This window comes from Nocardioides sp., from assembly GCF_030150155.1.
Taxonomy (GTDB): domain Bacteria; phylum Actinomycetota; class Actinomycetes; order Propionibacteriales; family Nocardioidaceae; genus Nocardioides.
The window spans coordinates 45948-67555 of the sequence record NZ_JASLGR010000016.1 but is presented as its reverse complement, the minus strand read 5'-3'; the positions used below and the strand labels follow the sequence as shown (position 1 = coordinate 67555).

21 protein-coding genes are annotated in these 21608 nt (G+C 70.1%); 11 read left to right on the top strand and 10 right to left on the bottom strand.

The features are described from left to right. Positions 1–20: 20 nt before the first annotated feature. On the bottom strand, positions 21–2939 hold the full coding sequence (locus Q1V88_RS03510; protein WP_300677946.1) for a vitamin B12-dependent ribonucleotide reductase: 2919 nt from the start codon (positions 2937–2939) through the stop codon (positions 21–23). 134 nt (positions 2940–3073) lie between these two features. Next, positions 3074–3580, bottom strand: a complete 507-nt coding sequence (nrdR, locus tag Q1V88_RS03505) for a transcriptional regulator NrdR (protein ID WP_300677943.1) — start codon at positions 3578–3580, stop codon at positions 3074–3076. A gap of 345 nt (positions 3581–3925) precedes the next feature. Here nrdR and Q1V88_RS03500 point away from each other — a divergent pair, with 345 nt between their 5' ends. Next, positions 3926–4189: a hypothetical protein gene (locus Q1V88_RS03500; RefSeq protein ID WP_300677941.1), complete on the top strand. Its 264-nt coding sequence runs from the start codon at positions 3926–3928 to the stop codon at positions 4187–4189. 184 nt (positions 4190–4373) lie between these two features. Here Q1V88_RS03500 and Q1V88_RS03495 read toward each other — a convergent pair whose 3' ends face one another. Next, on the bottom strand, positions 4374–4736 hold the full coding sequence (locus Q1V88_RS03495; RefSeq protein WP_300677938.1) for a LysM peptidoglycan-binding domain-containing protein: 363 nt from the start codon (positions 4734–4736) through the stop codon (positions 4374–4376). A 201-nt stretch (positions 4737–4937) separates the two neighbouring features. Here Q1V88_RS03495 and lexA point away from each other — a divergent pair, with 201 nt between their 5' ends. The 4 genes from lexA to Q1V88_RS03475 all read left to right on the top strand — a co-directional run bounded on the left by lexA (position 4938) and on the right by Q1V88_RS03475 (position 10715). Then, positions 4938–5648 carry a transcriptional repressor LexA gene (lexA, locus tag Q1V88_RS03490; protein ID WP_300677935.1) on the top strand — a complete coding sequence of 237 codons (711 nt, stop codon included), beginning with the start codon at positions 4938–4940 and terminating at the stop codon, positions 5646–5648. A gap of 86 nt (positions 5649–5734) precedes the next feature. After that, positions 5735–7654 (top strand): alkaline phosphatase D family protein, encoded by a 1920-nt coding sequence (locus tag Q1V88_RS03485; protein WP_300677932.1) that lies wholly within the window; start codon positions 5735–5737, stop codon positions 7652–7654. Continuing rightward, positions 7651–8985, top strand: coding sequence for an alkaline phosphatase family protein (locus Q1V88_RS03480; RefSeq protein WP_300677930.1), 1335 nt, complete (start codon positions 7651–7653; stop codon positions 8983–8985). The genes Q1V88_RS03485 and Q1V88_RS03480 overlap by 4 nt, the downstream gene beginning before the upstream one ends. A gap of 35 nt (positions 8986–9020) precedes the next feature. Further along, the gene (locus Q1V88_RS03475; protein ID WP_300677929.1) at positions 9021–10715 is read left to right on the top strand and encodes an MXAN_6640 family putative metalloprotease; all 1695 of its coding nucleotides are present in this window, start codon (positions 9021–9023) and stop codon (positions 10713–10715) included. Positions 10716–10846: 131 nt separating this feature from the next. Here the strand turns inward: Q1V88_RS03475 and Q1V88_RS03470 are convergent, their stop codons facing one another. The 4 genes from Q1V88_RS03470 to Q1V88_RS03455 form a co-directional block, all read right to left on the bottom strand. Next, the gene (locus Q1V88_RS03470; RefSeq protein WP_300677926.1) at positions 10847–12826 is read right to left on the bottom strand and encodes an ATP-dependent DNA helicase; all 1980 of its coding nucleotides are present in this window, start codon (positions 12824–12826) and stop codon (positions 10847–10849) included. An 81-nt stretch (positions 12827–12907) separates the two neighbouring features. Continuing rightward, the gene (gene hflX, locus Q1V88_RS03465) at positions 12908–14422 is read right to left on the bottom strand and encodes a GTPase HflX (protein WP_300677924.1); all 1515 of its coding nucleotides are present in this window, start codon (positions 14420–14422) and stop codon (positions 12908–12910) included. Between the two features lie 49 nt (positions 14423–14471). Beyond that, positions 14472–15248, bottom strand: coding sequence for an SDR family oxidoreductase (locus Q1V88_RS03460; RefSeq protein ID WP_300677921.1), 777 nt, complete (start codon positions 15246–15248; stop codon positions 14472–14474). 76 nt (positions 15249–15324) lie between these two features. Further along, positions 15325–15741: an organic hydroperoxide resistance protein gene (locus Q1V88_RS03455; RefSeq protein ID WP_300677918.1), complete on the bottom strand. Its 417-nt coding sequence runs from the start codon at positions 15739–15741 to the stop codon at positions 15325–15327. A gap of 62 nt (positions 15742–15803) precedes the next feature. On the opposite strand from Q1V88_RS03455, the gene Q1V88_RS03450 reads away from it, so the two are divergent. From Q1V88_RS03450 to Q1V88_RS03440, 3 genes are all read left to right on the top strand, one after another. Next, entirely contained in the window at positions 15804–16247 is a 444-nt protein-coding gene (locus Q1V88_RS03450) for a MarR family transcriptional regulator (RefSeq protein ID WP_300677915.1), read from the top strand. Positions 16248–16347: 100 nt separating this feature from the next. Next, positions 16348–16659 carry a helix-turn-helix domain-containing protein gene (locus Q1V88_RS03445; protein WP_300677912.1) on the top strand — a complete coding sequence of 104 codons (312 nt, stop codon included), beginning with the start codon at positions 16348–16350 and terminating at the stop codon, positions 16657–16659. Continuing rightward, positions 16652–17887 (top strand): HipA domain-containing protein, encoded by a 1236-nt coding sequence (locus Q1V88_RS03440; protein ID WP_300677909.1) that lies wholly within the window; start codon positions 16652–16654, stop codon positions 17885–17887. The genes Q1V88_RS03445 and Q1V88_RS03440 overlap by 8 nt, the downstream gene beginning before the upstream one ends. A gap of 24 nt (positions 17888–17911) precedes the next feature. On the opposite strand, the gene dapF is transcribed toward Q1V88_RS03440, so the two are convergent. From dapF to miaA, 3 genes are read right to left on the bottom strand one after another with little or no spacing between them, the layout of a single operon-like run. Beyond that, on the bottom strand, positions 17912–18739 hold the full coding sequence (gene dapF / locus Q1V88_RS03435; RefSeq protein WP_300677906.1) for a diaminopimelate epimerase: 828 nt from the start codon (positions 18737–18739) through the stop codon (positions 17912–17914). Further along, positions 18736–19407 carry a pyridoxamine 5'-phosphate oxidase family protein gene (locus Q1V88_RS03430; RefSeq protein WP_300677903.1) on the bottom strand — a complete coding sequence of 224 codons (672 nt, stop codon included), beginning with the start codon at positions 19405–19407 and terminating at the stop codon, positions 18736–18738. Before Q1V88_RS03430 ends, dapF begins: the two co-directional genes overlap by 4 nt. Further along, positions 19404–20366, bottom strand: coding sequence for a tRNA (adenosine(37)-N6)-dimethylallyltransferase MiaA (miaA, locus tag Q1V88_RS03425; protein ID WP_300677900.1), 963 nt, complete (start codon positions 20364–20366; stop codon positions 19404–19406). The genes Q1V88_RS03430 and miaA overlap by 4 nt, the downstream gene beginning before the upstream one ends. 61 nt (positions 20367–20427) lie before the next feature. On the opposite strand from miaA, the gene Q1V88_RS03420 reads away from it, so the two are divergent. The 3 genes from Q1V88_RS03420 to Q1V88_RS03410 all read left to right on the top strand — a co-directional run bounded on the left by Q1V88_RS03420 (position 20428) and on the right by Q1V88_RS03410 (position 21587). Next, entirely contained in the window at positions 20428–20607 is a 180-nt protein-coding gene (locus Q1V88_RS03420) for an antitoxin (RefSeq protein ID WP_300677898.1), read from the top strand. 31 nt (positions 20608–20638) lie between these two features. Then, positions 20639–21133, top strand: a complete 495-nt coding sequence (locus Q1V88_RS03415; RefSeq protein WP_300677896.1) for an NUDIX domain-containing protein — start codon at positions 20639–20641, stop codon at positions 21131–21133. Between the two features lie 85 nt (positions 21134–21218). Beyond that, complete coding sequence (locus Q1V88_RS03410; RefSeq protein ID WP_300677893.1) at positions 21219–21587, top strand: antitoxin; 369 nt, start codon at positions 21219–21221, stop codon at positions 21585–21587. Positions 21588–21608: the final 21 nt, after the last annotated feature.

Genomic DNA, 21608 nt, shown 5'->3' with positions numbered 1-21608 from the left:
GCGTGATGTGATCGCTCAGATCAGCTGCAACCGCTGGTCGAGCCGCAGCCCTCGCAGACGTAGCAGGAGCCGGCGGGACGCATCTTCGTGCCGCAGGTGAAGCACAGCGGGCTGTCGATGGCCGAGCCGCTGATCAGCTCGAGGAGCTCGGCGGTGGTGTGGGCCGCCTTGGGCGCCTCGGTGGCGGCCGCGGTGACGGACTCCTCCGCAGGCGTCTCGACGACGTCGAGCTCGTCCTTGGTCAGCACCTCGGCGTGGGCCGGGGCCTCGGGGGCGGCCAGCAGCTCAGCAGCGCTGCCGGTCTCCTCCAGGGGCTCGTACGAGCCGGTCTCGAGGTAGCGCTGGCGCTCGTCGGCGGTGTAGATGCCGAGGGCGGCACGCTGCTCGAACGGCAGGTAGTCCAGGGCCAGGCGACGGAAGACGTAGTCCATCAGGGACTGCGACATCCGCACGTCGGGGTCGTCGGTGAGACCGGCGGGCTCGAAGCGCAGGTTGGTGAACTTCGAGACGTAGGTCTCCAGCGGGACGCCGTACTGCAGGCCGATCGAGACGGCGATCGAGAAGGCGTCCATCACGCCGGCCAGGGTCGAGCCCTGCTTGCCGAGCTTGAGGAAGACCTCGCCGAGCTGGCCGTCCTCGTGCGCACCGGAGGTCATGTAGCCCTCGGCGCCGCCGACCGTGAAGGAGGTGGTGCGCGAGACGCGGGACTTCGGCAGACGCTTGCGGGTCGGGGCGTAGACGATCTTCTCGACGACCTTCTCCACGACCTCGGCCTCGGGCGCAGCAGCGGCCTTGGGCGCGGCGTTGTCCTGACCGTTGTTGTCGCCCTTGGCGTCCGACAGCGGCTGGCCGACCTTGCAGTTGTCGCGGTAGATGGCGGTGGCCTTGAGGCCGAGCTTCCACGACTGGAGGTAGACGTCCTCGATCTCCTCGACCGTGGCCGACTCCGGCAGGTTGACCGTCTTGGAGATGGCACCCGACAGGAAGGGCTGCGTGGCAGCCATCATCCGAACGTGACCCATCGGGGCCAGCGAGCGCTTGCCCATCGCGGTGTCGAAGACCTCGTAGTGCTCGGTCTTGAGACCGGGCGCGTCGACGACGTGGCCGTTCTCGGCGATGTAGTCGACGATCGCCTCGACCTGCTCGTCGAGGTAGCCCAGCTTCTTGAGCGCGCGAGGGATGGTGAGGTTGACGATCTGGAGCGAGCCGCCGCCGACGAGCTTCTTGAACTTCACCAGCGAGAAGTCGGGCTCGATGCCGGTGGTGTCGCAGTCCATCATGAAGCCGATGGTGCCGGTCGGGGCGAGCAGCGACGCCTGAGCGTTGCGGAAGCCGTTCTCGGCGCCGATGGCGACGACGTCGGCCCAGGCCTTCTCGGCGGCCTTGATCACCGGGGCGTCGACCGAGTTGACCGAGCGGACCTGGTCGTTGGCGGCCTGGTGCTTGCGCATGACGCGCTTGTGCGCCTCGGCGTTGCGGGCGTAGCCGGCGTACGGGCCGACGACGCCGGCGAGCTCGGCGGAGCGCTTGTAGCCGGCACCGGTCATCAGGGAGGTGATGGCGGCGGCCAGGGTGCGGCCACCCTCGGTGTCGTAGCCGAGGCCGAGGGCCATCAGCAGCGCGCCGAGGTTGGCGTAGCCGATGCCCAGCTGGCGGTAGTCACGCGTGGTGCGGCCGATCGCCTCGGTCGGGAAGTCGGCGAACGAGATGGAGATGTCCATCGCGGTGAAGACCAGCTCGGAGGCCTTCTGGAACCGCACCACGTCGAACTGGTCGTCGTCGGTGAGGAACTTGAGCAGGTTAAGGCTGGCCAGGTTGCACGAGGAGTTGTCCAGCGACATGTACTCCGAGCACGGGTTGGACGCGGTGATCCGGCCGGTCTCGGGGTTGGTGTGCCAGTCGTTGATGGTGTCGTCGTACTGGAGGCCCGGGTCGGCGCACTCCCAGGCAGCGACGGCGATCTTGCGGAACAGCTCGCGGGCGTCGATCTCCTCGATCACCTCACCGTGCTGGCGACCGCGCAGGGCGAAGGACTTGCCCTCCTCGACGGCGCGCATGAACTCGTCGGTGACGCGGACGGAGTTGTTGGCGTTCTGGTACTGCACGGACGTGATGTCCTTGCCGCCCAGGTCCATGTCGAAGCCGGCGTCGCGCAGGGCGCGGATCTTGTCCTCTTCGCGGGCCTTGGTCTCGACGAACTCGACGATGTCGGGGTGGTCCACGTCGAGGACGACCATCTTGGCCGCACGACGGGTCGCGCCACCGGACTTGATCGTGCCGGCCGAGGCGTCGGCGCCGCGCATGAAGCTGACCGGACCCGAGGCGGTGCCGCCGGAGGTGAGCAGCTCCTTGGAGGAGCGGATGCGGGAGAGGTTGAGGCCGGCGCCGGAGCCGCCCTTGAAGATGAAGCCCTCTTCCTTGTACCAGTTCAGGATCGAGTCCATCGAGTCGTCGACCGACAGGATGAAGCAGGCCGAGACCTGCTGCGGAGCCTCGGTGCCGACGTTGAACCAGACCGGGGAGTTGAACGCGAAGTACTGGTGGACGAGCAGCCACTTGAGCTCGTGCTCGAAGACGATCGCGTCCTCTTCGGAGGCGAAGTAGCCGTGGTCGGCGCCCGCCTGCGTGTAGGTGTCGACCACCCGGTCGATCAGCTGCTTGAGGCTCCACTCACGCTGCGGGGTGCCGACGGCGCCGCGGAAGTACTTCGTGGTGACGATGGTGGACGCGTTGACCGACCAGAAGTCGGGGAACTCCACACCCAGCTGCTCGAAGACGGTGTCGCCGGTCTTCCAGTTCTTCTGAACGACGTCGCGTCGCTCCCAGGTGATCTCGTCATACGGGTGCACACCCTCGGTGCTGAACACCCGCTCGATGGTCAGGCCCGCGCCGGCCGATCCGGCCGTCCCGTTCGCGGTGTCGATCGATCCCTCGGTCATTCCTCAGTCCCGTCTGGTGGTGGTGATTGGTGATGGCTCATGCCGCTGGTACTGCGGTGATGCTGGGTGGTGCGTGTGCGTTGGTAGGGCCGGGCAGGTCGCTTCCCCACAACCTGCCCGGCCCGGCCTGGGGCTCAGCCCGGTGAGACCGGGGTGAGCATCTCCGCCTCAGGGATCGAGGCGGGATCGATCGGAGCGCGCTCGGAGCGCAGCATCGCGATCTCATCTGCGAAGTCGTCGGCCGACTCGAACTGTCGGTAGACACTGGCGAAGCGGAGGTACGCGACCTCGTCGAGCTTGCGGAGCGGGCCGAGGATCGCCATGCCCACGTCGTGGGCGGGGATCTCGGCGGCACCGGCGGCGCGCAGCGCGTCCTCGACCTCCTGGCCCAGGCAGGCCAGGGCGTCCTCGGTGACCGGGCGGCCCTTGCACGCCTTGCGCGCTCCGGCGATCGCCTTGTCCCGAGTGAACGGCTCGGTGGCGCCACTGCGCTTGAGCACGGTGAGTTGCATCAGCTCGACCGTGGTGAAGCGCTTCTCGCAGCTCTGGCAGGTACGACGTCGGCGGATCGAGCCGCCGTCGTCCGCGACCCGGGAGTCGAGGACCTTGGTGTCGGTGTGCCGGCAGTAGGGGCAGTGCATCGTGGTCTCAACTCCTTCTCATGGCGGTCGCCCACCCTCCGGCTCTGGCCGAATGTGGACGAATCTGTGGACGAACCTGTGCAAAAGCCGGTTCAGGTGTGCACATCTAGCCCCGCTCTGTGAACTAGATGTGGAGAACTACATCCCTGTAAGTACTAGATGTAGTGGTAACCCTAACCCCGCCCCTGCGGCACGAGTCAAGTGAGCGCGCACATGTCGTCACCTTCGCGCGTGAACCACCCGGCCATTAGGCACAATGGCCTCGTGGGCGGTCATGGAAAGCGGGCAGGAGCACGGCCGAAGCGGTCCCTTCCGCCCCGTGCGATCGCGTTGGCGGGCGCAGGCGTGGCAGCACTCGTGCTGTGGGCATATCTGGTCTGGGCCGCCATCCACTTCGGCTCCCAGGCGCGCAGCGGCGACCACAGCGACTGGTGGTGGGCCGGTCTGATGACCGTCGGCGCCGTCGCCGCACTCTTCGGCTGTCTGGTGCTGCTCACGCAGTCGATGCGGGCCCAGTCGACGCGGCCGGTCGGTGACACCGCGAGCGGGACCACCGAGGCGCCGGCCGCAGGCGGCCACGCCAAGGGCGGCAAGCGCGCAGCCCGCTGAGGCGACGGGCCGAAGCCACGAGCCGCGACATGAGGGGACGGAACGAGGGGCGCAGCGCCGTCTTCCCTTTCGGCGCCACACCCCTCGTCTTCCCGTAGATCCCGCCGAGCGGGGTCGAGTCACCCGACAGGAAGTCACTATTCAGTTGTGATTCATGCGCGCAGGCGTCCGGGCCCGCGCGAAGTCAGTGGGCGCTGGGCACGCGCAGGGTCTGACCCGCCTGGAGCGAACCGCCGTGGAGGTGGTTGAGCGCCTTGATCTGCTCCACCATGTCACCGGTGTGACCATCGACGGCCACCGATCCCGCGATGCTCCACAGGGTCTCCCCCGGCGCGACAGTGATCGTCGCGAGCGAGTCCGGCCGCTCGGTCGCCGTGGAGTTGGCCGCCAGGCCGAGACCGAGACCGAGCGAGAGCAGCAGACCGCTTCCCAGGACGACGACGCGACCACGCCGGGTGAGGCGGACCTGGGTAGCGCTGGACCGGCGAACCGGGCGGGTCGAGGCCGGGATCATGCGGGTCTGGGGGCTGAGGGTCATCGTGGTCATCGGAAGCTCCTGGGGAAGTAGGCGTTGCTGCTGTCTGACTCAGTTCTAGAGGTGACCACCGACAAAAGCTGTCGATCGCTTCCTCCACCGCGTTCGATCACACGTTCGATCGAACACATGTACGAGACTAGATCACGTGTTCGAACAATGACAAGCGTGTCATCGAACATTTTTTCGAACACAGGCGCTAGAGTCCTGCCCATGAGCAAGAAGATCGCCGAACTGCCGGACGGGCCGGCCGACGCCACGGGCCTCACCCCGCGTCAACAGCGCATCCTCGCCACCCTCAAGGACTCGATCGAACAGCGTGGTTACCCGCCGAGCATGCGGGAGATCGGCGCGGCGGTCGGGCTCACCTCCACCAGCTCGGTGGCGCACCAGCTCCGTGTCCTCGAGGAGAAGGGCTTCCTGCGCCGCGACCCGCACCGGCCGCGCGCGCTCGAGGTCTTCCTGCCCGAGGTGATGGCGGCCCGCAAGGCGATGGGCTCGGCCGACGACTCCGACCTCGACCAGACCGACATCGGCGACACCGCCCCGCCGGCCCAATACGTGCCGCTCGTCGGACGGATCGCGGCCGGTGGCCCGATCCTCGCCGAGCAGCACACCGAGACCGTGATGCCGCTGCCCAAGGAGCTCGTCGGCGACGGCGAGCTCTACATGCTCGAGGTCCGCGGCGACTCGATGATCGACGCGGCGATCTGCAACGGTGACTACGTCGTGGTGCGCAGCCAGCCGACCGCCAACAACGGCGAGATCGTCGCTGCGATGATCGACGGCGAGGCGACGGTCAAGACCTTCCAGCGCAAGGACGGCCACGTCTGGCTGATGCCGCACAACCCGGCGTACGAGCCGATCGACGGCACCCACGCCACGATCCTGGGCAAGGTCACCGCGGTCTTGCGGAGCTTGTGACCTGAGCGTCGCCCCCTCATCGGGCGGTCACGAAACGTTCACCTTCGCCCCCGTCACGTCGACGGGGGCGAAGTCGTTGAGGGCGCGTGATCTCGTTCGCACGGTGGAAACGTCGCTACCAGCCGGTCTGGCACTCGGACCTCGCCGAGTCCGGCCTGCCCCGCTCGGTGCGCGCCCGGCACCGCTGGCTGCACGAGCACCTGGCCTACGACGCCTGGCGCCTCGAACGCACCCACCGCGCCGCGGCCCGCCGACGCCTGCGTGCCGAGATCGGCCGGCACCGGCGCGAGCTGGCCCGCCTGCACCGCGCCCACGGCGGGATCCTCGCCACACCGGGCGGCCCCAGCACCGCTGTCGTCCCGCCGCCCAACCCGAAGGCGCCCCCGGCCACCCACACGTTCTTCGCCCACGGCCTCGCCTCCGGTGACCCGCTGCCCGACCGGGTGGTGCTGTGGACCCGGGTCACGCCGAGCCCCGAGGCCACCCCCGGCTCCGGCGCCGGCCCGACCGCGACGGTGCTGTGGCACGTCGCCACCGACCGCACCTTCCGCCGGGTGCTCCGCTCGGGCAGCGTCACCACCGACGCCTCCCGCGACCACACCGTCAAGCTCGACGTGACCGGACTCGCCCCGGACACGACGTACTTCTTCCGCTTCGTCTTCCAGGGCCCGTGGCGCACCGCCCAGGTCTCCCCCATCGCCCGCACCCGCACCGCGCCGGCGCCGAGCGCGACCCCGACCCACCTGCGCCTGGGGGTGGTGAGCTGCGCGAACCTGCAGGCCGGCTGGTTCAGCGCGTACCGGCACCTGGCCGAGCGCGACGACCTGCACGCGGTGCTGCACCTGGGCGACTACGTCTACGAGTACGCCCCCGGCCAGTACGGCTACGGCGCCGACGACGTCGATATCCGCGCCCACGTGCCGGCGCGCGAGATGGTGTCGCTGAGCGACTACCGACAGCGGCACGCCCAGTACAAGCAGGATCCCGACCTCGCCGCGTTGCACCAGCGCTACGTGATGATCAGCACCTGGGACGACCACGAGAGCGCCGACAACTCCTGGAAGGACGGCGCCGCCAACCACACCCCGGCGACCGAGGGCGCGTGGGCGACCCGCAAGGCCGCCGCGATGAAGGCGTACGACGAGTGGATGCCGGTCCGGCTCGAAGGGACCGCGACCGTGGGCGACGGGACCACGATCTACCGCCGGTTCGGCTTCGGCCAGCTCGCCGAGCTCACCATGCTCGACCTGCGCTCCTACCGCGACGAGCAGGTCAGTGCCGCCAGCCCGGCGACCACCAGCCCGGACCGGACCATCACCGGTGCCGCGCAGATGGCCTTCCTGAAACAGGGGCTCACCCCGACCGCCGCCCAGTGGCGCCTGGTCGGCAACCCGGTGACGATCGCCCCGCTCCAGGTCCTCAGCCTGCCCGCCAGCGTCCAGGACCTGCTCAACGGCCTCGGCGGCGGCGCCTACCTGCCCAACCCGCAGGGCCTCAACACCGACCAGTGGGACGGCTACACCGCCGATCGCACCGAGCTGTTCGACCACATCGTCGACCAGGGCGTGCGCGACGTCGTCTTCCTCACCGGGGACATCCACACCTCGTGGTGCAACGAGCTGCCCTACCCGGTCGCCAACGCGAACCTCTACGCCCTGCTCGGCGGCACCGCCGGGGTGGAGTTCGTCGGCCCGTCGATCACCTCGAACAACATCAAGGACTACATCCCCAGCCAGGCCGGCACCCCGACCGGCCTCGCCGCCGGGCAGCTGGCCGCCTCAGCGGTGCGGCTGGCCAACCCGCACGTGAAGTACCTCGACTTCAACAACCACGGCTTCATGGTCGTCGACATCACCCCGGCACGGGTGCAGTGCGACTGGTGGTTCATCTCCGACCGCGCCGACCGCAAGGCCACGATCACCTGGGCGACCTCCTGGGAGACCCGCACCGGAACCGGACAGGTGCGCCAGGTCGCGGCCCCTGTGGCTGGAGGGCCGACGGCATGAGCCACACCCACACCACCGACCCTGCGGGCTTCAGCCGCGGGCTGGCCCAGATCGCCACGGGTCGACGTACGTTGCTGAAGGTGGGCGCGGCGGGGATCGCGGTCTCGGCGGCAGCCCAGGCCGCCGGGGCCCGTCCGGCAGCCGCGGCCAGCACCGCCAAGCGGTGCTACGTGCTGGTCCTGGACGGCACCCGCCCCGAGGAGCTCGACCTCGGCATCACGCCGACGCTGACGGCGCTGCGCGACGCCGGGACGCGCTACCCGCGCGCCGTCTCCCAGCCGATCATGGAGACGATCCCCAATCACGTGATGATGATGACCGGGGTGCACCCCGACCGCAACGGCGTGCCGGCCAACACCATCTACGACCCCACCACCGGCGCCACCCGGGACGCCGACGACCGTGATCTCGCCGCCGGGCTGGCGGCCAGCAAGGGCGCCACCATCCTGGCCCAGCTCGACGCCCGCGGGCTGCGCACCGGGACGGTGCTGTCCAAGACCTACCTCTACAACGCGTTCCTGGGCCAGGCGACCTACCAGTGGGAGCCGACCCTGACGCTGCCGATCACGAACCACGAGGTCGACGCCCTAACCATGCCGGCGGCGATCTCGATGATCAAGGCCCAGGATCCCCACCTCCTGTTCATCAATCTCGGGGATATCGATCGGTTCGGTCATGCCGATCTGAGCGCCGGTCTCACCGAGTTCCTCACCGGCGGTACGTCGCTGCCGGTGGTGCGCCGCCTGGTGCTCGGGTCCACCGACCAGGTGGTCAAGCAGTTCGTCACCGCACTGAAGTCGACCGGGCACTGGGACGACGCGCTGGTGATCGTCCTCGCCGACCACTCGATGGACTGGTCGGCCGCGCAGAACGTGGTCTCGCTGACCTCGGTCTTCACCAAGGACAGCACCCTGAAGGGACGGTTCCAGATCGCCGACAACGGCGGTGCCGACCTGATCTACTGGACCGGCCCGGCGAGCGCGAAGACCGCCGGTCTCGCGGCGATGCGGGCGGCAGCCGAGGCGACGAAGGGCGTGCTGAGCGTGCACACGCCGGCCGAGTTGCGCCTCGGTGCGGCCGGCGGCGACCTGGTCGCCTACGCCCGCGCCGGCTGGCGGTTCAGTGACCCGACACTGGTCTCCAACCCGATCCCGGGCAACCACGGACACCCCACCACCCGGCCGATCCCGTTCTTCCTCACCGGCGGTGCGGTGGCGAATGCCGCGGTCCGCTCGGAGCTGGCCAGCACCCTCGATGTCGCACCCACGATCGGGGCGTACTTCGGCGTCGGCGCGCCGGCCGGCGGCTGGGAGGGCCGGTCGCGGCTGTGATGGTCCTGACAGGTCGAGTGCCTATAGTCAGGGCCATGCGTCGTCTCGGTCTGGTCGCGGTCACCGCGATCGCCCTCGTCTGTGGTCCTACTCTCAGCGCGTGGGCCGAGCCCTCAGCGAACCCGCGGGTGGCCTCACCCTCGCTGACCGGAGAGGACGGCGGCAGCGCCGATCTCCTCACCGGAGGTGCCGCGGCCGACTCGGTCACCGCCTCGGACCGGGCCGCTGCCGCCGAGGCGCAGTCCACCGTCACCGACCTGTTCGCTCCGAAGTCGCGGGCCGCCGCCCGGCAGCAGACCACCACCGCTGCCGACCCGACGCTGGCCCTGCGTGACCTCGCGCTGCGGCTCAACGCCGCGGGCCGCGCCCCGGCGGGCTCCAGCCTGGCGTCCTACCAGCGTCCGTGGGACGACGGCCAGGGCGGCACCGCGAGCCAGTGCACCGACAACCTCTGCCTGCACTGGGCGACCAGCGCGGCCGCGACCGGCAAGAGCGCCGACATCACCAACACCGCCTGGGCCCAGGGCACCGTGCTGCCGGTGCTGTCCCAGATCACCACCACGTACCAGCGCTCGGGCTACCGCAAGCCGGTCGCCGACGCCTCCTACGTGACCAACCCGTACTCCCGCTACTACGGCCGGCCGACCAACTGGGGCGGCTCCTCGGCGACCGACATCTACCTCGAGGACCTGGGCGGCACCGGGATCTACGGCTACTGCGCCTTCGACCTCGACGACGACGGCCGCCTGGTCTACTACCCGGCCCGTGGGGCCGGCGCCGTGCCGGCGTTCTGCGTCCTGGACAACGACTTCGCGCTCTCCCAGTACCGCGCCACCTACGCCGGCGAGACCCCGGCCGACATGCTCAAGGTGACCGCGGCGCACGAGTACTTCCACGCCACCCAGTTCGCCTACGACTCCTTCGAGGACGCCTGGTTCATGGAGGCGACCGCGACCTGGGCCGAGCGCCAGGTCTACCCGGGGATCCCGGACAACCGGCAGTACCTGCCCTACAGCCAGCTGCGTTACCCGTCGACCTCGCTGGACACCTACGGCGGCAACCGCGGCCTGCTGCAGTACGCCGACTGGATCTACTTCGAGTACCTCACCAAGCGCAGCACTGCCCGCACCGGCTCGATGCCGAACCTGGTGCTGAACATGTGGCAGCGCGCCGACAGCCTGGGCGCCGACCAGTACTCGATGCAGGCGATCGCCTCCGCGCTGGCCGCCCGCCGTCTCGACTTCGCCACCACCTACGGACAGTTCGCTGCGGCGAACCGGCGCCCGTCGTCGTACCTCGGTGGCGGTGCCTACCCGGTGGCCTCGGCCAACCGCACCTTCACGCTGCGCAAGAAGGCCAAGCGCTCCGGCACGGTGAAGATCAACCACCTCGCCTCGGCGACGTTCCGGTTCAAGCCGAAGAAGATCTCGCCGGGCAACCGTCGCGCCAAGATCAGCGTCGACATGGCCAACCGCAGCGCCGGTTCGGTGGCGCTGGTGACCATCGTGCAGCGCAACGGTCGCGCGACGGTGAAGTCGATCAAGCTCAACAAGTTGGGCAACGGCGCGATCAAGATCGCGTTCTCGTCCAAGCGGATCGCCTACGTCGAGCTGACCCTGGTCAACGCCAACCGGCGCTACACCGACTGCTCGACCAACCAGAGCTCGTACTCCTGCGGCGGTACGCCGGTCCGTGACCGGGTCAAGGAGAAGTGGAAGATCCAGGCCTGAGCCTGGCCCCCGAGTGCCGGGATCTGCCCCGAGGTCGCCGTACGGCGACGGGGGGTGGGTCCCGGCACTTCGTCTGTCTGGGCGGCTCGGGCGACTGAGGCACGGTGAGGCCCAGTGAGGCTCAGTGAGGCTCAGGCCCCCGCAGCGAGCCGCTTGAGCGCCTGACGGGCGATCGCCGGATCCACTGTCGGCCACATCGGCGGCAGGCTCGCCTTGAGGAAGCCGCCGTAGCGGGCGGTGGCCAGGCGGGCGTCGAGGATCGCCACCACTCCCCTGTCCGACGTGGTCCGGATCAGGCGGCCTGCACCCTGGGCCAGGAGCAGGGCGGCGTGGGTCGCCGCGATCTGCATGAAGCCGTTGCCGCCGGCCTTGTCCGCGGCGCGCTGGCGGGCGCTCATCAGCGGGTCGTCGGGGCGCGGGAACGGGATCCTGTCGATCAGCACGAGCTGGCAGGTGTCGCCGGGGACGTCGAGGCCCTGCCACAGCGTCAGGGTGCCGAACAGCACGGTGTGCGGGTCGGAGACGAACTGCTGCTGCAGCTCGGCGAGCTGGGCCTCGCCCTGGGCCAGGGTGGTCAGGTGCGGCAGCCGGGTGCGGACGTGCTCGGCGGCCTGCTCGGCAGCGCGGCGGCTGGAGGAGAGCCCCAGCGCACGACCGTCGGCGGCGTCGATCAGCTCGACGATCTCGTCGAGGTGCTGTTGGGTGAGGCCGTCGCGCCCCGGGGCGGGCAGGTGCTTGGCGACGTACAGGATGCCCTGCTGGCCGTAGTTGAACGGGCTGCCGACGTCGAGCGCCTTCCACGGCAGCACATCCTCGGTGCGCTGTTCCAGACCCTGCTCCCCGGGCTTGAGTCCGAGGGTAGAGGCGACGGCGGAGAAGTCCCCGCCGAGCTTGAGGGTGGCCGAGGTGAAGACGACCGTCTTCTCGGTGAGGAGCTTGTCGCGCAGCTGCCCCCAGACCTGGAGCGGAGCGACGTAGAGCCGGAACCCGCCGCGGTCGCCGCCGTCGTTGAGCCAGAGCACGTCGGACTGGGCGCCCGATGCCATCCGCTCGGCGATGGTGAAGATGTCCTGGACCATGCCCTTGGCCTGCTGCACCCCGGCGTCGGCGCTGTCGCCGGCCTCCGAGCTCTGCTTCGGGAAGGCGCTGACGGCGGCGCGGGCGGCGTCACGGACGCGGGCCAGGGCGTCGAGCAGGTCGGCGCCGATGGAGTCGATCCGACCGACGTTCGTCTCGGCCATCGCCAGCTGGAGGGCATCGCTGGCCTCAGAGAGCTCGTCGGCGGCCTGGGACTCGTTGACGTGGCGCCGGGCGCGACGGGCGGCGCGCTCCACGTCGCCGGCACTGAGCTCGTCGGTAGCGGCCTGGGTGACGCGGGCGACCAGCTCGTGGGCCTCGTCGATCACCACGGCGTCGTACTCCGGGATCATCGGGATGCCCTCGATCGCGTCGATCGCGAGCAGGCTGTGGTTGGTGATCACCAGGTGCGACTTCGAGGCCTTCTCGCGGGCCCGCTCGGCGAAGCACTCCTCCCCGAAGGGGCACTTCGAGGCACCCAGGCAGTCGCGGGCCGAGACGGAGACCTGACGCCACTCGCGCTCGGTGTGGCGCGGAGCGGAGTCCTTGTCGCCGGTCGCGGCCGGGTCCGAGCTCTCGGCCTGGGACTCGGCCCACTCGCGCAGCTCGAGCACCTTGCCGGCCATCCCGCCGACGGTGACGTCCATCGTCATGGTGCCGTTGTCGTCCGGGACGCCTTCGCGGATCCGGTGGAGGCAGGCGTAGTTGGAGCGGCCCTTGAGCACGGCGTACGACGTGTCGAGCTCCTTGCGGTGCTCCAGCGCGCCCATCAGGCGCGGCAGATCGCGCTCGACGAGCTGGTGCTGCAGGGCCAGGGTGGCGGTGGCGATCACGACCCGGTTGTCGTGCAGCAGGCTCGGCACCAGGTAGGCCAGCGACTTTCCGGTGCCGGTGCCGGCCTGGACGATCAAGTGCTCCTCATCCACGAGGGCGGCGCCGACAGCCTCGGCCATCTGGATCTGGCCCTCGCGGGTGGAGCCGCCGAGGCCCTCCACCGCCTCGGCCAGCAGGGTGCGGACCGGGGACTCACTCACCGGTTCATCCTAGCTGTCGCCACCGACGAGACCCGAGCCGCCGAACCGCCCGGACCAGGCCGGGCAGGCCCGGTCAGAGACTCAGACCGCGAACTCGGCCAGGTCGGCGGCGAGGTCCTCCGAGGTCCGCCCGGCGATCAGGGTGCCCTCGGCGGTGTGCTCCAGCGAATCGATCTCCCCAGCCTGGTGGATCCGGTTGACCAGGTCGCCCCGGGAGTACGGCACCAGTGCGGTGAAGCTGACGGCCGGACGCGGCAGGTCGGCCTCGACCGCCTTGATCGCCGCCTCGATGCCCTCGCCGGTGCGGGCCGAGACCACCACGTGGTGCGGCTCGGCGCGCTGGAGCCGACCGAGCACCAGCGGGTCGGCGATGTCGGCCTTGTTGATCACGACCAGCTCGGGGATGTTCGCGGCACCGATCTCGGCGAAGACCTCACGCACGGCGCTGAGCTGGCCCTCGGGGTCGGGGTGCGAGCCGTCCACGACGTGCACGATCAGGTCGGCGTCGGCGACCTCCTCCAGGGTCGAGCGGAACGCCTCGACGAGCTGGTGGGGCAGGTGCCTGACGAACCCGACGGTGTCGCTCATCGTGTAGACCCGGCCGTCGGCGGCCTGGGTGCGCCGGGTGGTCGGGTCCAGGGTCGCGAAGAGGGCGTCCTCGACCAGGACGCCGGCGCCGGTGAGCCGGTTGAGCAGGGAGGACTTGCCGGCGTTGGTGTAGCCCGCGATCGCGACGGCCGGCACCTTGTTGCGCTGGCGCTCCTGACGCTTGGTGTCGCGGGTGCCCTTCATCTCGGCCAGGTCGCGCTTGAGCTTGGCGATCTTGGTGTTGATCCGGCGACGGTCGTTCTCGATCTTGGTCTCACCGGGACCACGCGAGCCGATGCCCGCACCGCCGGCGACACGACCACCGGCCTGGCGGGAGAGGTTGCCACCCCACCCGCGCAGACGCTGCTTCATGTAGGTCAGCTGGGCGAGCTCGACCTGCGCCTGGCCCTCGCGGGACTTGGCGTGCTGGGCGAAGATGTCGAGGATCAGGGCGGTCCGGTCGACGACCTTGACCCCGACCTTGTCCTCCAGGTTGCGCAGCTGCGAGGGGGCGAGCTCACCGTCGCAGATCACGGTGTCGGCACCGGTGAACTGGACGATCTCCTTGACCGCCTCGACCTTCCCGCGGCCGATGTACGTCGCCGGGTCCGGTGCCTGGCGGCGCTGGTAGATCGCCTCCAGCACCTCCGAGCCCGCGGTCTCGGCGAGCAGGGCGAGCTCGGCCATCGAGTTCTCGGCGTCGGTCTGGGTGCCGCTGGTCCACACCCCGACGAGCACGACGCGCTCTAGGCGCAGCTGGCGGTACTCGACCTCGGTGATGTCCTCGAGCTCGGTGCGCAGCCCGGCGACCCGGCGCAGGGCGTGCCGCTCGGCCAGCTCCATCGCGCCGACGGTGGGGTCGATCTCGGGGTCGTCGTCGTCGAACGGCTCGAACTCGGGCTCGTCGTCGAGCCGGTCCTCCCACCCTTCGGTGGCGTCGAGCTCGGCGTCGAGGGTGAACTCGTCCTCGGCCGCGCCTGCTCGGGTGGTGTTCTTGCGTGAAGTCATGAGACGACAAGAGTACGTCGGGCAGGGGTGCCCGACGTACTCCTTATTGTCACTTCGGGGGGAGCCGGATGCCGGCGTCGACGCGGATCGTCTCGCCGTTCATGTAGTCGTTGGTGATCAGCTCGCGCACCATGCTGGCCAGCTCGTCGGGGCGACCCAGGCGCTTGGGGAAGAGCACGCCGGCGCCGAGGTTGGCCTTGAACTCCTCGGGCTCGGGGAAGGAGTCGTAGATCGGGGTGTCGATCAGGCCCGGCGCGATGGTGTTGACCCGGATGCCGGCGGCCGACAGGTCGCGGGCCAGCGGCAGGGTGAGGCCGACGATGCCGCCCTTGGAGGCGCTGTAGGCGGCCTGCCCGATCTGGCCGTCGAAGGCGGCGACGGAGGCCATGTTGACGATCGCGCCACGGCCGCCGTTGGCGTCGGGCTCGTTGCGGCTCATCAGGGTGGCGGCCTGGCGGATCATGTCGAACGTGCCGATCAGGTTCACGTTGATCACCGCGGCGAACTTGTCCAGCGGGAAGGCGCTGTCGAGCTGGCCGTCGCGGCCGATCGTGCGGATGCCGTTGGCGATGCCGGCCGAGTTCACCAGCGAGCGCAGCGGCGCGATGCTGGCGGCGTGCTCGACGACCTCGGTGACCTGCTCGGTCTTGGTGACGTCGAGAGCCATGAAGATGCCGCCGATCTCAGCGGCGAGCTCCTCGCCCTTGGCGGCGTTGAGATCGGCGATCACGACGGTGGCACCGGCGGCGGAGAGGACACGGGCGCTCGCTGCGCCGATCCCGCTCGCGCCACCGGTGACGATGGCAGTGCTGTTGGTGAGCTCCATGCGCCGCAGGGTAGCGCGGACCGGGGGTCGATCCGATGCCCCGTTCCGATCAGGTGAACCGCGGCGCGGGTGCGGCTCAGGCCACCGACAGCGCGACCTCGATGTTGCCGCGGGTGGCGTTGGAGTACGGGCAGACCTGGTGGGCCTGGGCGACCAGTGCCTCGGCCTGCTCGCGCTCGACGCGGGGCAGGGTGATCTCCAGGGCGACTGCGAGGCCGAACCCGCCACCCTCGACGGTGCCGATCGAGACGTCGGCGACGACCTCGGACTCGCTGACGTCGGCCCCGGCCTGCTGGGCGACCAGGCGCAGCGCGGAGTGGAAGCAGGCGGCGTAGCCCGCGGCGAAGAGCTGCTCGGGGTTGGTCGCTCCCCCGGAGCCGCCGAGCTCGACCGGCATCCGGACGTCGGCGTTGAGGATCCCGTCGGTGGACTCGATGTGGCCGTTGCGGCCGTCCCCGGTGGCGACGGCGGTGGCGGTGTAAATAGGTGTCATGTGCACAACTGTATTGTGCACAATCGAATTGTGCAATCAAAATCTCGCCGTAGGATGGGGGCGTGACCGACTACCCACAGCTGGAGCTCGACCACCAGGTCTGCCTGCCGCTGTACGCCGCCTCGCGCGCCGTCACCCGGCGCTACACCCAGCTCCTGGCCGACGCGGGCCTCACCTACCCGCAGTACCTCTGCCTGCTCGGCCTGTGGGACGCCGAGGGACCGCTCACCGTCGGCGAGCTCGGCACCCGCCTGCACCTCGACTCCGGCACCCTCACCCCGCTGCTCAAGCGGATGGAGACGATGGGCCTGGTCAGCCGCGAGCGCGACCCGCACGACGAGCGCCGCGTCCTGGTCTCGGCCACGCCGGCAGGCTGGGCGCTGCGCGAACGGGTCACCGACGTCCCCTTCCGACTGGTGGAGTCGATGGGGATGAGCGAGGCCGACGGGGCCACCCTGCGTGGGTTGTTGGACCAGCTGCTGGGCGCGCTGGAGCCCCACTCCTGATCCCTCATCATTGCCACGCCGAGGTTTAGCCAGCCCTCACCCTTGGCAGCCCCGGCGCTGCGCCCTTAATATTGCTTGTCCCAAAGTTTGAGGAGAAGCAGTGGCCCTCCGGCGAAAGTCTCAGCGCACCCCGCTCGCCCGGGTGGAACGCGACGGCGTGCTGGCCGCGCTGGTCGCAGAACGTCGCCTGGACCTGCGGCTCAGCCAGGCAGAGCTGGCGGATCTGGCCGAGGTCGGCCAGAACGCGGTGGTCAACCTCGAGGCCGGTCGCCCCGTCCGCATCGAGATCCTGACGGCCGTGCTCAACGCACTCGGACTGCGGCTCGAGGTGACCCGCGGGGCCTCCCCGACCGTCGGCGTCTCACCCGAGCTGACCGCCATCTATCGACTCGATGGCCCCGCCGATGAGTGAGCACTCCCCCGAGGCCGAGTCAGATCTGGCGCGAGCGACCTCGATCGATCGCGCCGACGTCTACAAGGGCGGCCTGCTCGCGGCGCACCTCACCCGTACCTCCGGCGACGAGATCGAGTTCGCCTACACCGCGCAGTGGCTCGCCCAGGGCGGCGACCCCGTCGCGAGCACCCTGCCGCTGAGCGCGGCACCGGTCACCACCCGGGGCGGTGCGGTGCCGACGTACTTCGCCGGTCTCCTCCCAGAGGGGCGGCGCCTGACTGCGCTGCGCGCCAGTGTGAAGACGTCCGCTGACGACGAGCTCAGCCTGGTGCTGGGGATCGGGGCCGACACGGTCGGTGACGTCCGCGTCGTCCCCGAGGGCGAGCCACTCACCGCCGTCGAGCCGCTCCTCACCCTGTCGAGCTTCGCCCAGGCTGACTTCAGTGAGGTGCTGCGCAGCATCGGCGTCAGAGCCGATCGGGTCGGGCTGGCCGGCGTCCAGGACAAGGTGAGCGCGGCGATGCTCACCCTGCCGGTCGCCACCGCCGGATCGTCGTTCCTGCTCAAGCTCAACCCGCCCGAGTTCCGCCATCTCGTCGAGAACGAGGCCTTCTTCATCGCGGCAGCACGCGAGGCAGGGATCTCGACCGTGACGGCGGACCTCGTCCACGACCGGGCCGGCGCCACTGGACTCGCCGTCACCCGATTCGACAGGCTCGGCGTCGACGGAGCCACCACCTCCCTCGCTGTCGAGGACGGCTGCCAGGTCCTCGACCTCCATCCGGCCTCGAAGTACCGCGTCAGCACCGAGACTCTGCTCGCCGCGCTGTCAGCCCGCTGCGAAGCGCCGCGCCCGGCCGCGATGGAGTTCCTCGCCCAGATCGCCTTCGCCTACCTGAGCGGGAACGGCGACGCCCACGCCAAGAACTTCTCGATCCTGCGCGATGCCTCCGGCCGCTGGCAGCCCTCGCCCGCCTACGACCTGCCTTCCTCCCAGGTGTACGGCGACAGCACGATGGCCCTGTCGCTGGGAGGTCGACGCGACGGGAACCTCTCCCGCGCTCGCTTCGCAGCGCTCGGCGACTCCCTCGGCCTCGGTGCGCGCACGATCGACCGCACGCTCACCCGGGTCGCCGACTCCGCAGACCACTGGCTCGACGGCGTCGGCCTGCTTCCGTTCGAAGCCGGCCGACTCACCAAGCTCAAGCGCGTGATCGCCCATCGCCAGGCACTGCTGCGCGGCTGAGCCGGAGCTCCGACCGGCCCAGGGCTAGAGGTCGGTCGTCCCCGCCGCGACGATCTCGGCGGGCCCCTGCAGCAGGACCCGGTTGGCTGCGGTCCAGGTGATCGTCAGCCGACCACCCGGCACATCGACCGTGTACGCCGTGTCCCGCGGCGCCCCGTCGGCGTCGGCGGTCGTCACCATCACCGCACACGCCCCGGTGCCGCACGACCGGGTCTCCCCCGAGCCCCGCTCGTGCACCCGCATCGCGACGTGGTGCTCGGCGATCCGCTGGACGAACTCGACGTTGACCCCGTGCGGGTACACGTCGTGGTCGAAGCCCGGCTCCGCACTCAACGGTCCGACCGGACCGTCGGCGGCCAGCGACTCGACGAAGGCGACGGCGTGCGGGTTGCCCATGTCGACGTGGCGTGCGGGCCAGGTCCAGTCCCCGACCGAGACCGCGCTGGAGCCGAGCAGCTGCGGCTCCCCGATGTCGACGACCAGCTCGTCCCCGACCACCGCGACGGTCTTGATCCCGGCGCGGGTGGCGATCGGGATCGGGGCACCGGCGTCGACCAGGCCCTCGGCGATCAGGTGCCGGGCGAAGACCCGGGTGCCGTTGCCGCACATCTCGGCGATGGAGCCGTCGGCGTTGCGGTAGTCCATGAACCACTCGGCCTCGCTTGCCAGCGACGGGTCGATCACCGAGGTCCGCACCACCCGGAGCACCCCGTCGGCGCCGATCCCGGCCCGGCGGTCGCACAGCGCGACGATCCGCTCGACCGCGAGGTCACCGTGGACGGTGCCGTCGTGGTCGGGCAGCAGCACGAAGTCGTTCTCGGTGCCGTGTCCCTTGAGGAACGGGTAGCTCATCCGTAGAGGCCCTTCTTGTACGCGTCGCCGTAGTAGGCGTCCAGCTCTTCAACGCTCTCGCGAGCGCCTTCGTATTCCTTCGCGATCACCGCACGGCGTGGCACCTGCGGCGCCCGCGTCCAGGTCTCGGGCTCCCACAGCCCGCTGCGCAGGAACGCCTTGGCGCAGTGGAAGAAGATGTCGTCGATCTCGACCACCGCCGCGAGCACCGGGCGATGCCCCTTGACCACCATCTCGTCGAAGAACGGGGCGTCGGAGACCAGCCGTGCGCGGCCGTTGATCCGCAGCGTGTCGGTGCGACCGGGGATCAGGAAGAGCAGCCCGACGTGCGGGTTGGCCAGCATGTTGCGGTAGCCGTCGGCCCGCCGGTTGCCCGGCCGCTCGGCGATCGCGATCGTGGTGTCGTCCAGGACGTGCACCAGCTGCCCTGCCGGATCGCCCTTCGGCGAGGCGTCGGCGTTGCCCTCGGCATCGGCGGTGGCCAGCACGCAGAACGGGGAGGCGGCCAGCCAGGCACGGTCGACCTCCAGCAGTGCCGGGCGGCCCTTGTTCGCGGCCCGCTCGTTGGGCTCGCCCAGGATCGCGACGAGCTCGTCGACCGAGCGGACGTCGGTCCACTCCCCTGACGGCTCGGGCTGCTCGGGCTGCTCGCTCGGCTGCTGGCTCACCGCTCCAGCGTAGCGATCGCGTCGAGTGCCTTCTGGACCCGCGCGGGATCGTCGTACCGCACCCAGACCACGCGTGGGTCCTTGCGGAACCACTGGTCCTGACGGCGGGCGAACTGGCGGGTCTTGATCACGGTCCGCTCGATCGCCTGCTCCCGGGTGAGGTCGCCGGCCAGGAGCTGGGCGACCTCGCGGTAGCCGATCGCGGTGGCGGCCGTCCGGGTCTCGAGCAGCCCGCGTGCCAGCAGCGCCTCGACCTCGGCGACGAAGCCGTCGTCGAACATCTGCAGGACACGCTGCACGATCCGGGGCTCCAGCTCCTCGCGCTCGATCGCCACCCCGATCTGGATCGTGTGCGGGTCGACGTACTCGGCGACGGGCAGGCGAGCCGAGAAGGGCGCCCCGGTCAGCTCGATCACCTCCAGCGCCCGCACGATCCGGCGACCGTTGTCGGGCTCCATCCGGCTGGCGCTGAGCGGATCGAGCTCGCGCAGCCGCGCGAACAGCACCGCCGGGCCCGACTCCTCCAGCTCGGCCTCCAGCCGCGCCCGGACGGCCGGATCGGTGCCGGGGAAGTCGAACCGGTCGACGATGGCGCGGGTGTAGAGGGCGCTGCCGCCGACCAGGATCGGGGTCACGCTGCTGGCCCGGAGCGAGGCGATCAGGTCACGAGCCAGGGTCTGGAAGTCGGCGACGCTGGCCTGCTGACCGAGGTCGAGCAGGTCCATCAGGTGGTGCGTGACGCCCCGGCGCTGGGCGAGCGGGAGCTTCGCGGTGCCGATGTCCATGCCGCGGTAGACCTGCATCGCGTCGGTGTTGAGGATCTCCCCGCCGAGCGCCTCGGCCAGATCGAGGGAGAGGCCGGTCTTGCCTGAGGCCGTCGCCCCCACCACCGCGACGATCGGCGTCGTCCCCGGATCTGATGGATTCTCGGACCCGGGCGTGGCCGCCGTTTCGTGCATGGGCCTAGTGTTTCATCGACACGGTCCGCACTCGGACGGGCCGACGACCCGAGGGGGAAGCATGGGCTTTTTGGACGACGCGCTCGGCAAGGCTGAGGACCTGGCGCAGAAGAACCCGGACAAGGTGAAGGACGGCATCGAGAAGGCCAAGGACGTCATCTCGGACAAGACCGGCGGCAAGTACGACGACAAGGTCGACGCCGCTGCCGACAAGCTGACCGACAAGCTCGGCCTGGAGTGACCTCTCTCCATCTGACGCGGGGAGGCCGCCGGTGAGTCACGACCGCTTCGTCGTGGTCCCGGCGGCCTACCTGTACCTGCTGCGCACCACCGACGCCGGCACCACCGAGGTGCTGCTCCAGCAGCGCGGACCCGGGGTGCCCTACATGGCCGGACACTGGGCCGCTGCGGCCGCCGGCCACGTCGAGCAGGGCGAGACGGCGTACGTCGCGGTGGCGCGGGAGGCCGTCGAGGAGCTCGGCCTGCACGACATCGACGTCACGTTCCTCGCCTCGATGCACCGCACCGCGGGCGGTGAGGCGATCGACGAGCGGATCGACTTCTTCTTCACCGCCCGGACCTGGGCCGGCGAGCCCGCGATCCAGGAGCCGGACAAGGCCAGTGCGCTGGACTGGTTCGCCCTGGACGCGCTGCCGGCCCCGATGGTGCCGCACGAGGCCCATCTGCTGAGCCTGCTGCACGCTCAGGTCGCCTCGGGCGTGGCGGTGGCGCCGTACCTCACGTTCGGGTTCTCCTCGACCGACTAGTCGCAGCCTCTGGGCGCGCTTCACCCGACGACCTACGCTGGCCTCAGGCGCGGCCACTCGGGCCGCCTGACGCCAGGGAGAACCCATGAGCTTCTTCGACAAGGCCAAGGAGCGCGCCGCCGAGGCCGCCGGCATCGCCAAGGAGGCCGCCGACAAGGCCGGGGAGTCGATCAAGCTGGCTGCGGCAGGTGCCGCCCAGAAGATCGACGAGGGCGGCTACGTGGACAAGGCCGCCGCCAAGATCGACGAGAAGACGCACGGCAAGTACACCGACAAGATCGACAAGGTCGCCACCGGCACCAAGGGCACGATGGGCAAGCTCGTCACCGACGCCGGCGATCCGGAGACGGGCGAGAAGGTCACCGACGTGGAGTACTCCACCGAGTTCGGCACCGAGCCGACCGAGAACGCCGCTGACGCCGCCGAGGTGTTCAAGGAGCACCCCGAGGCCTGAACCGCGCCGATCGGCGTAGCG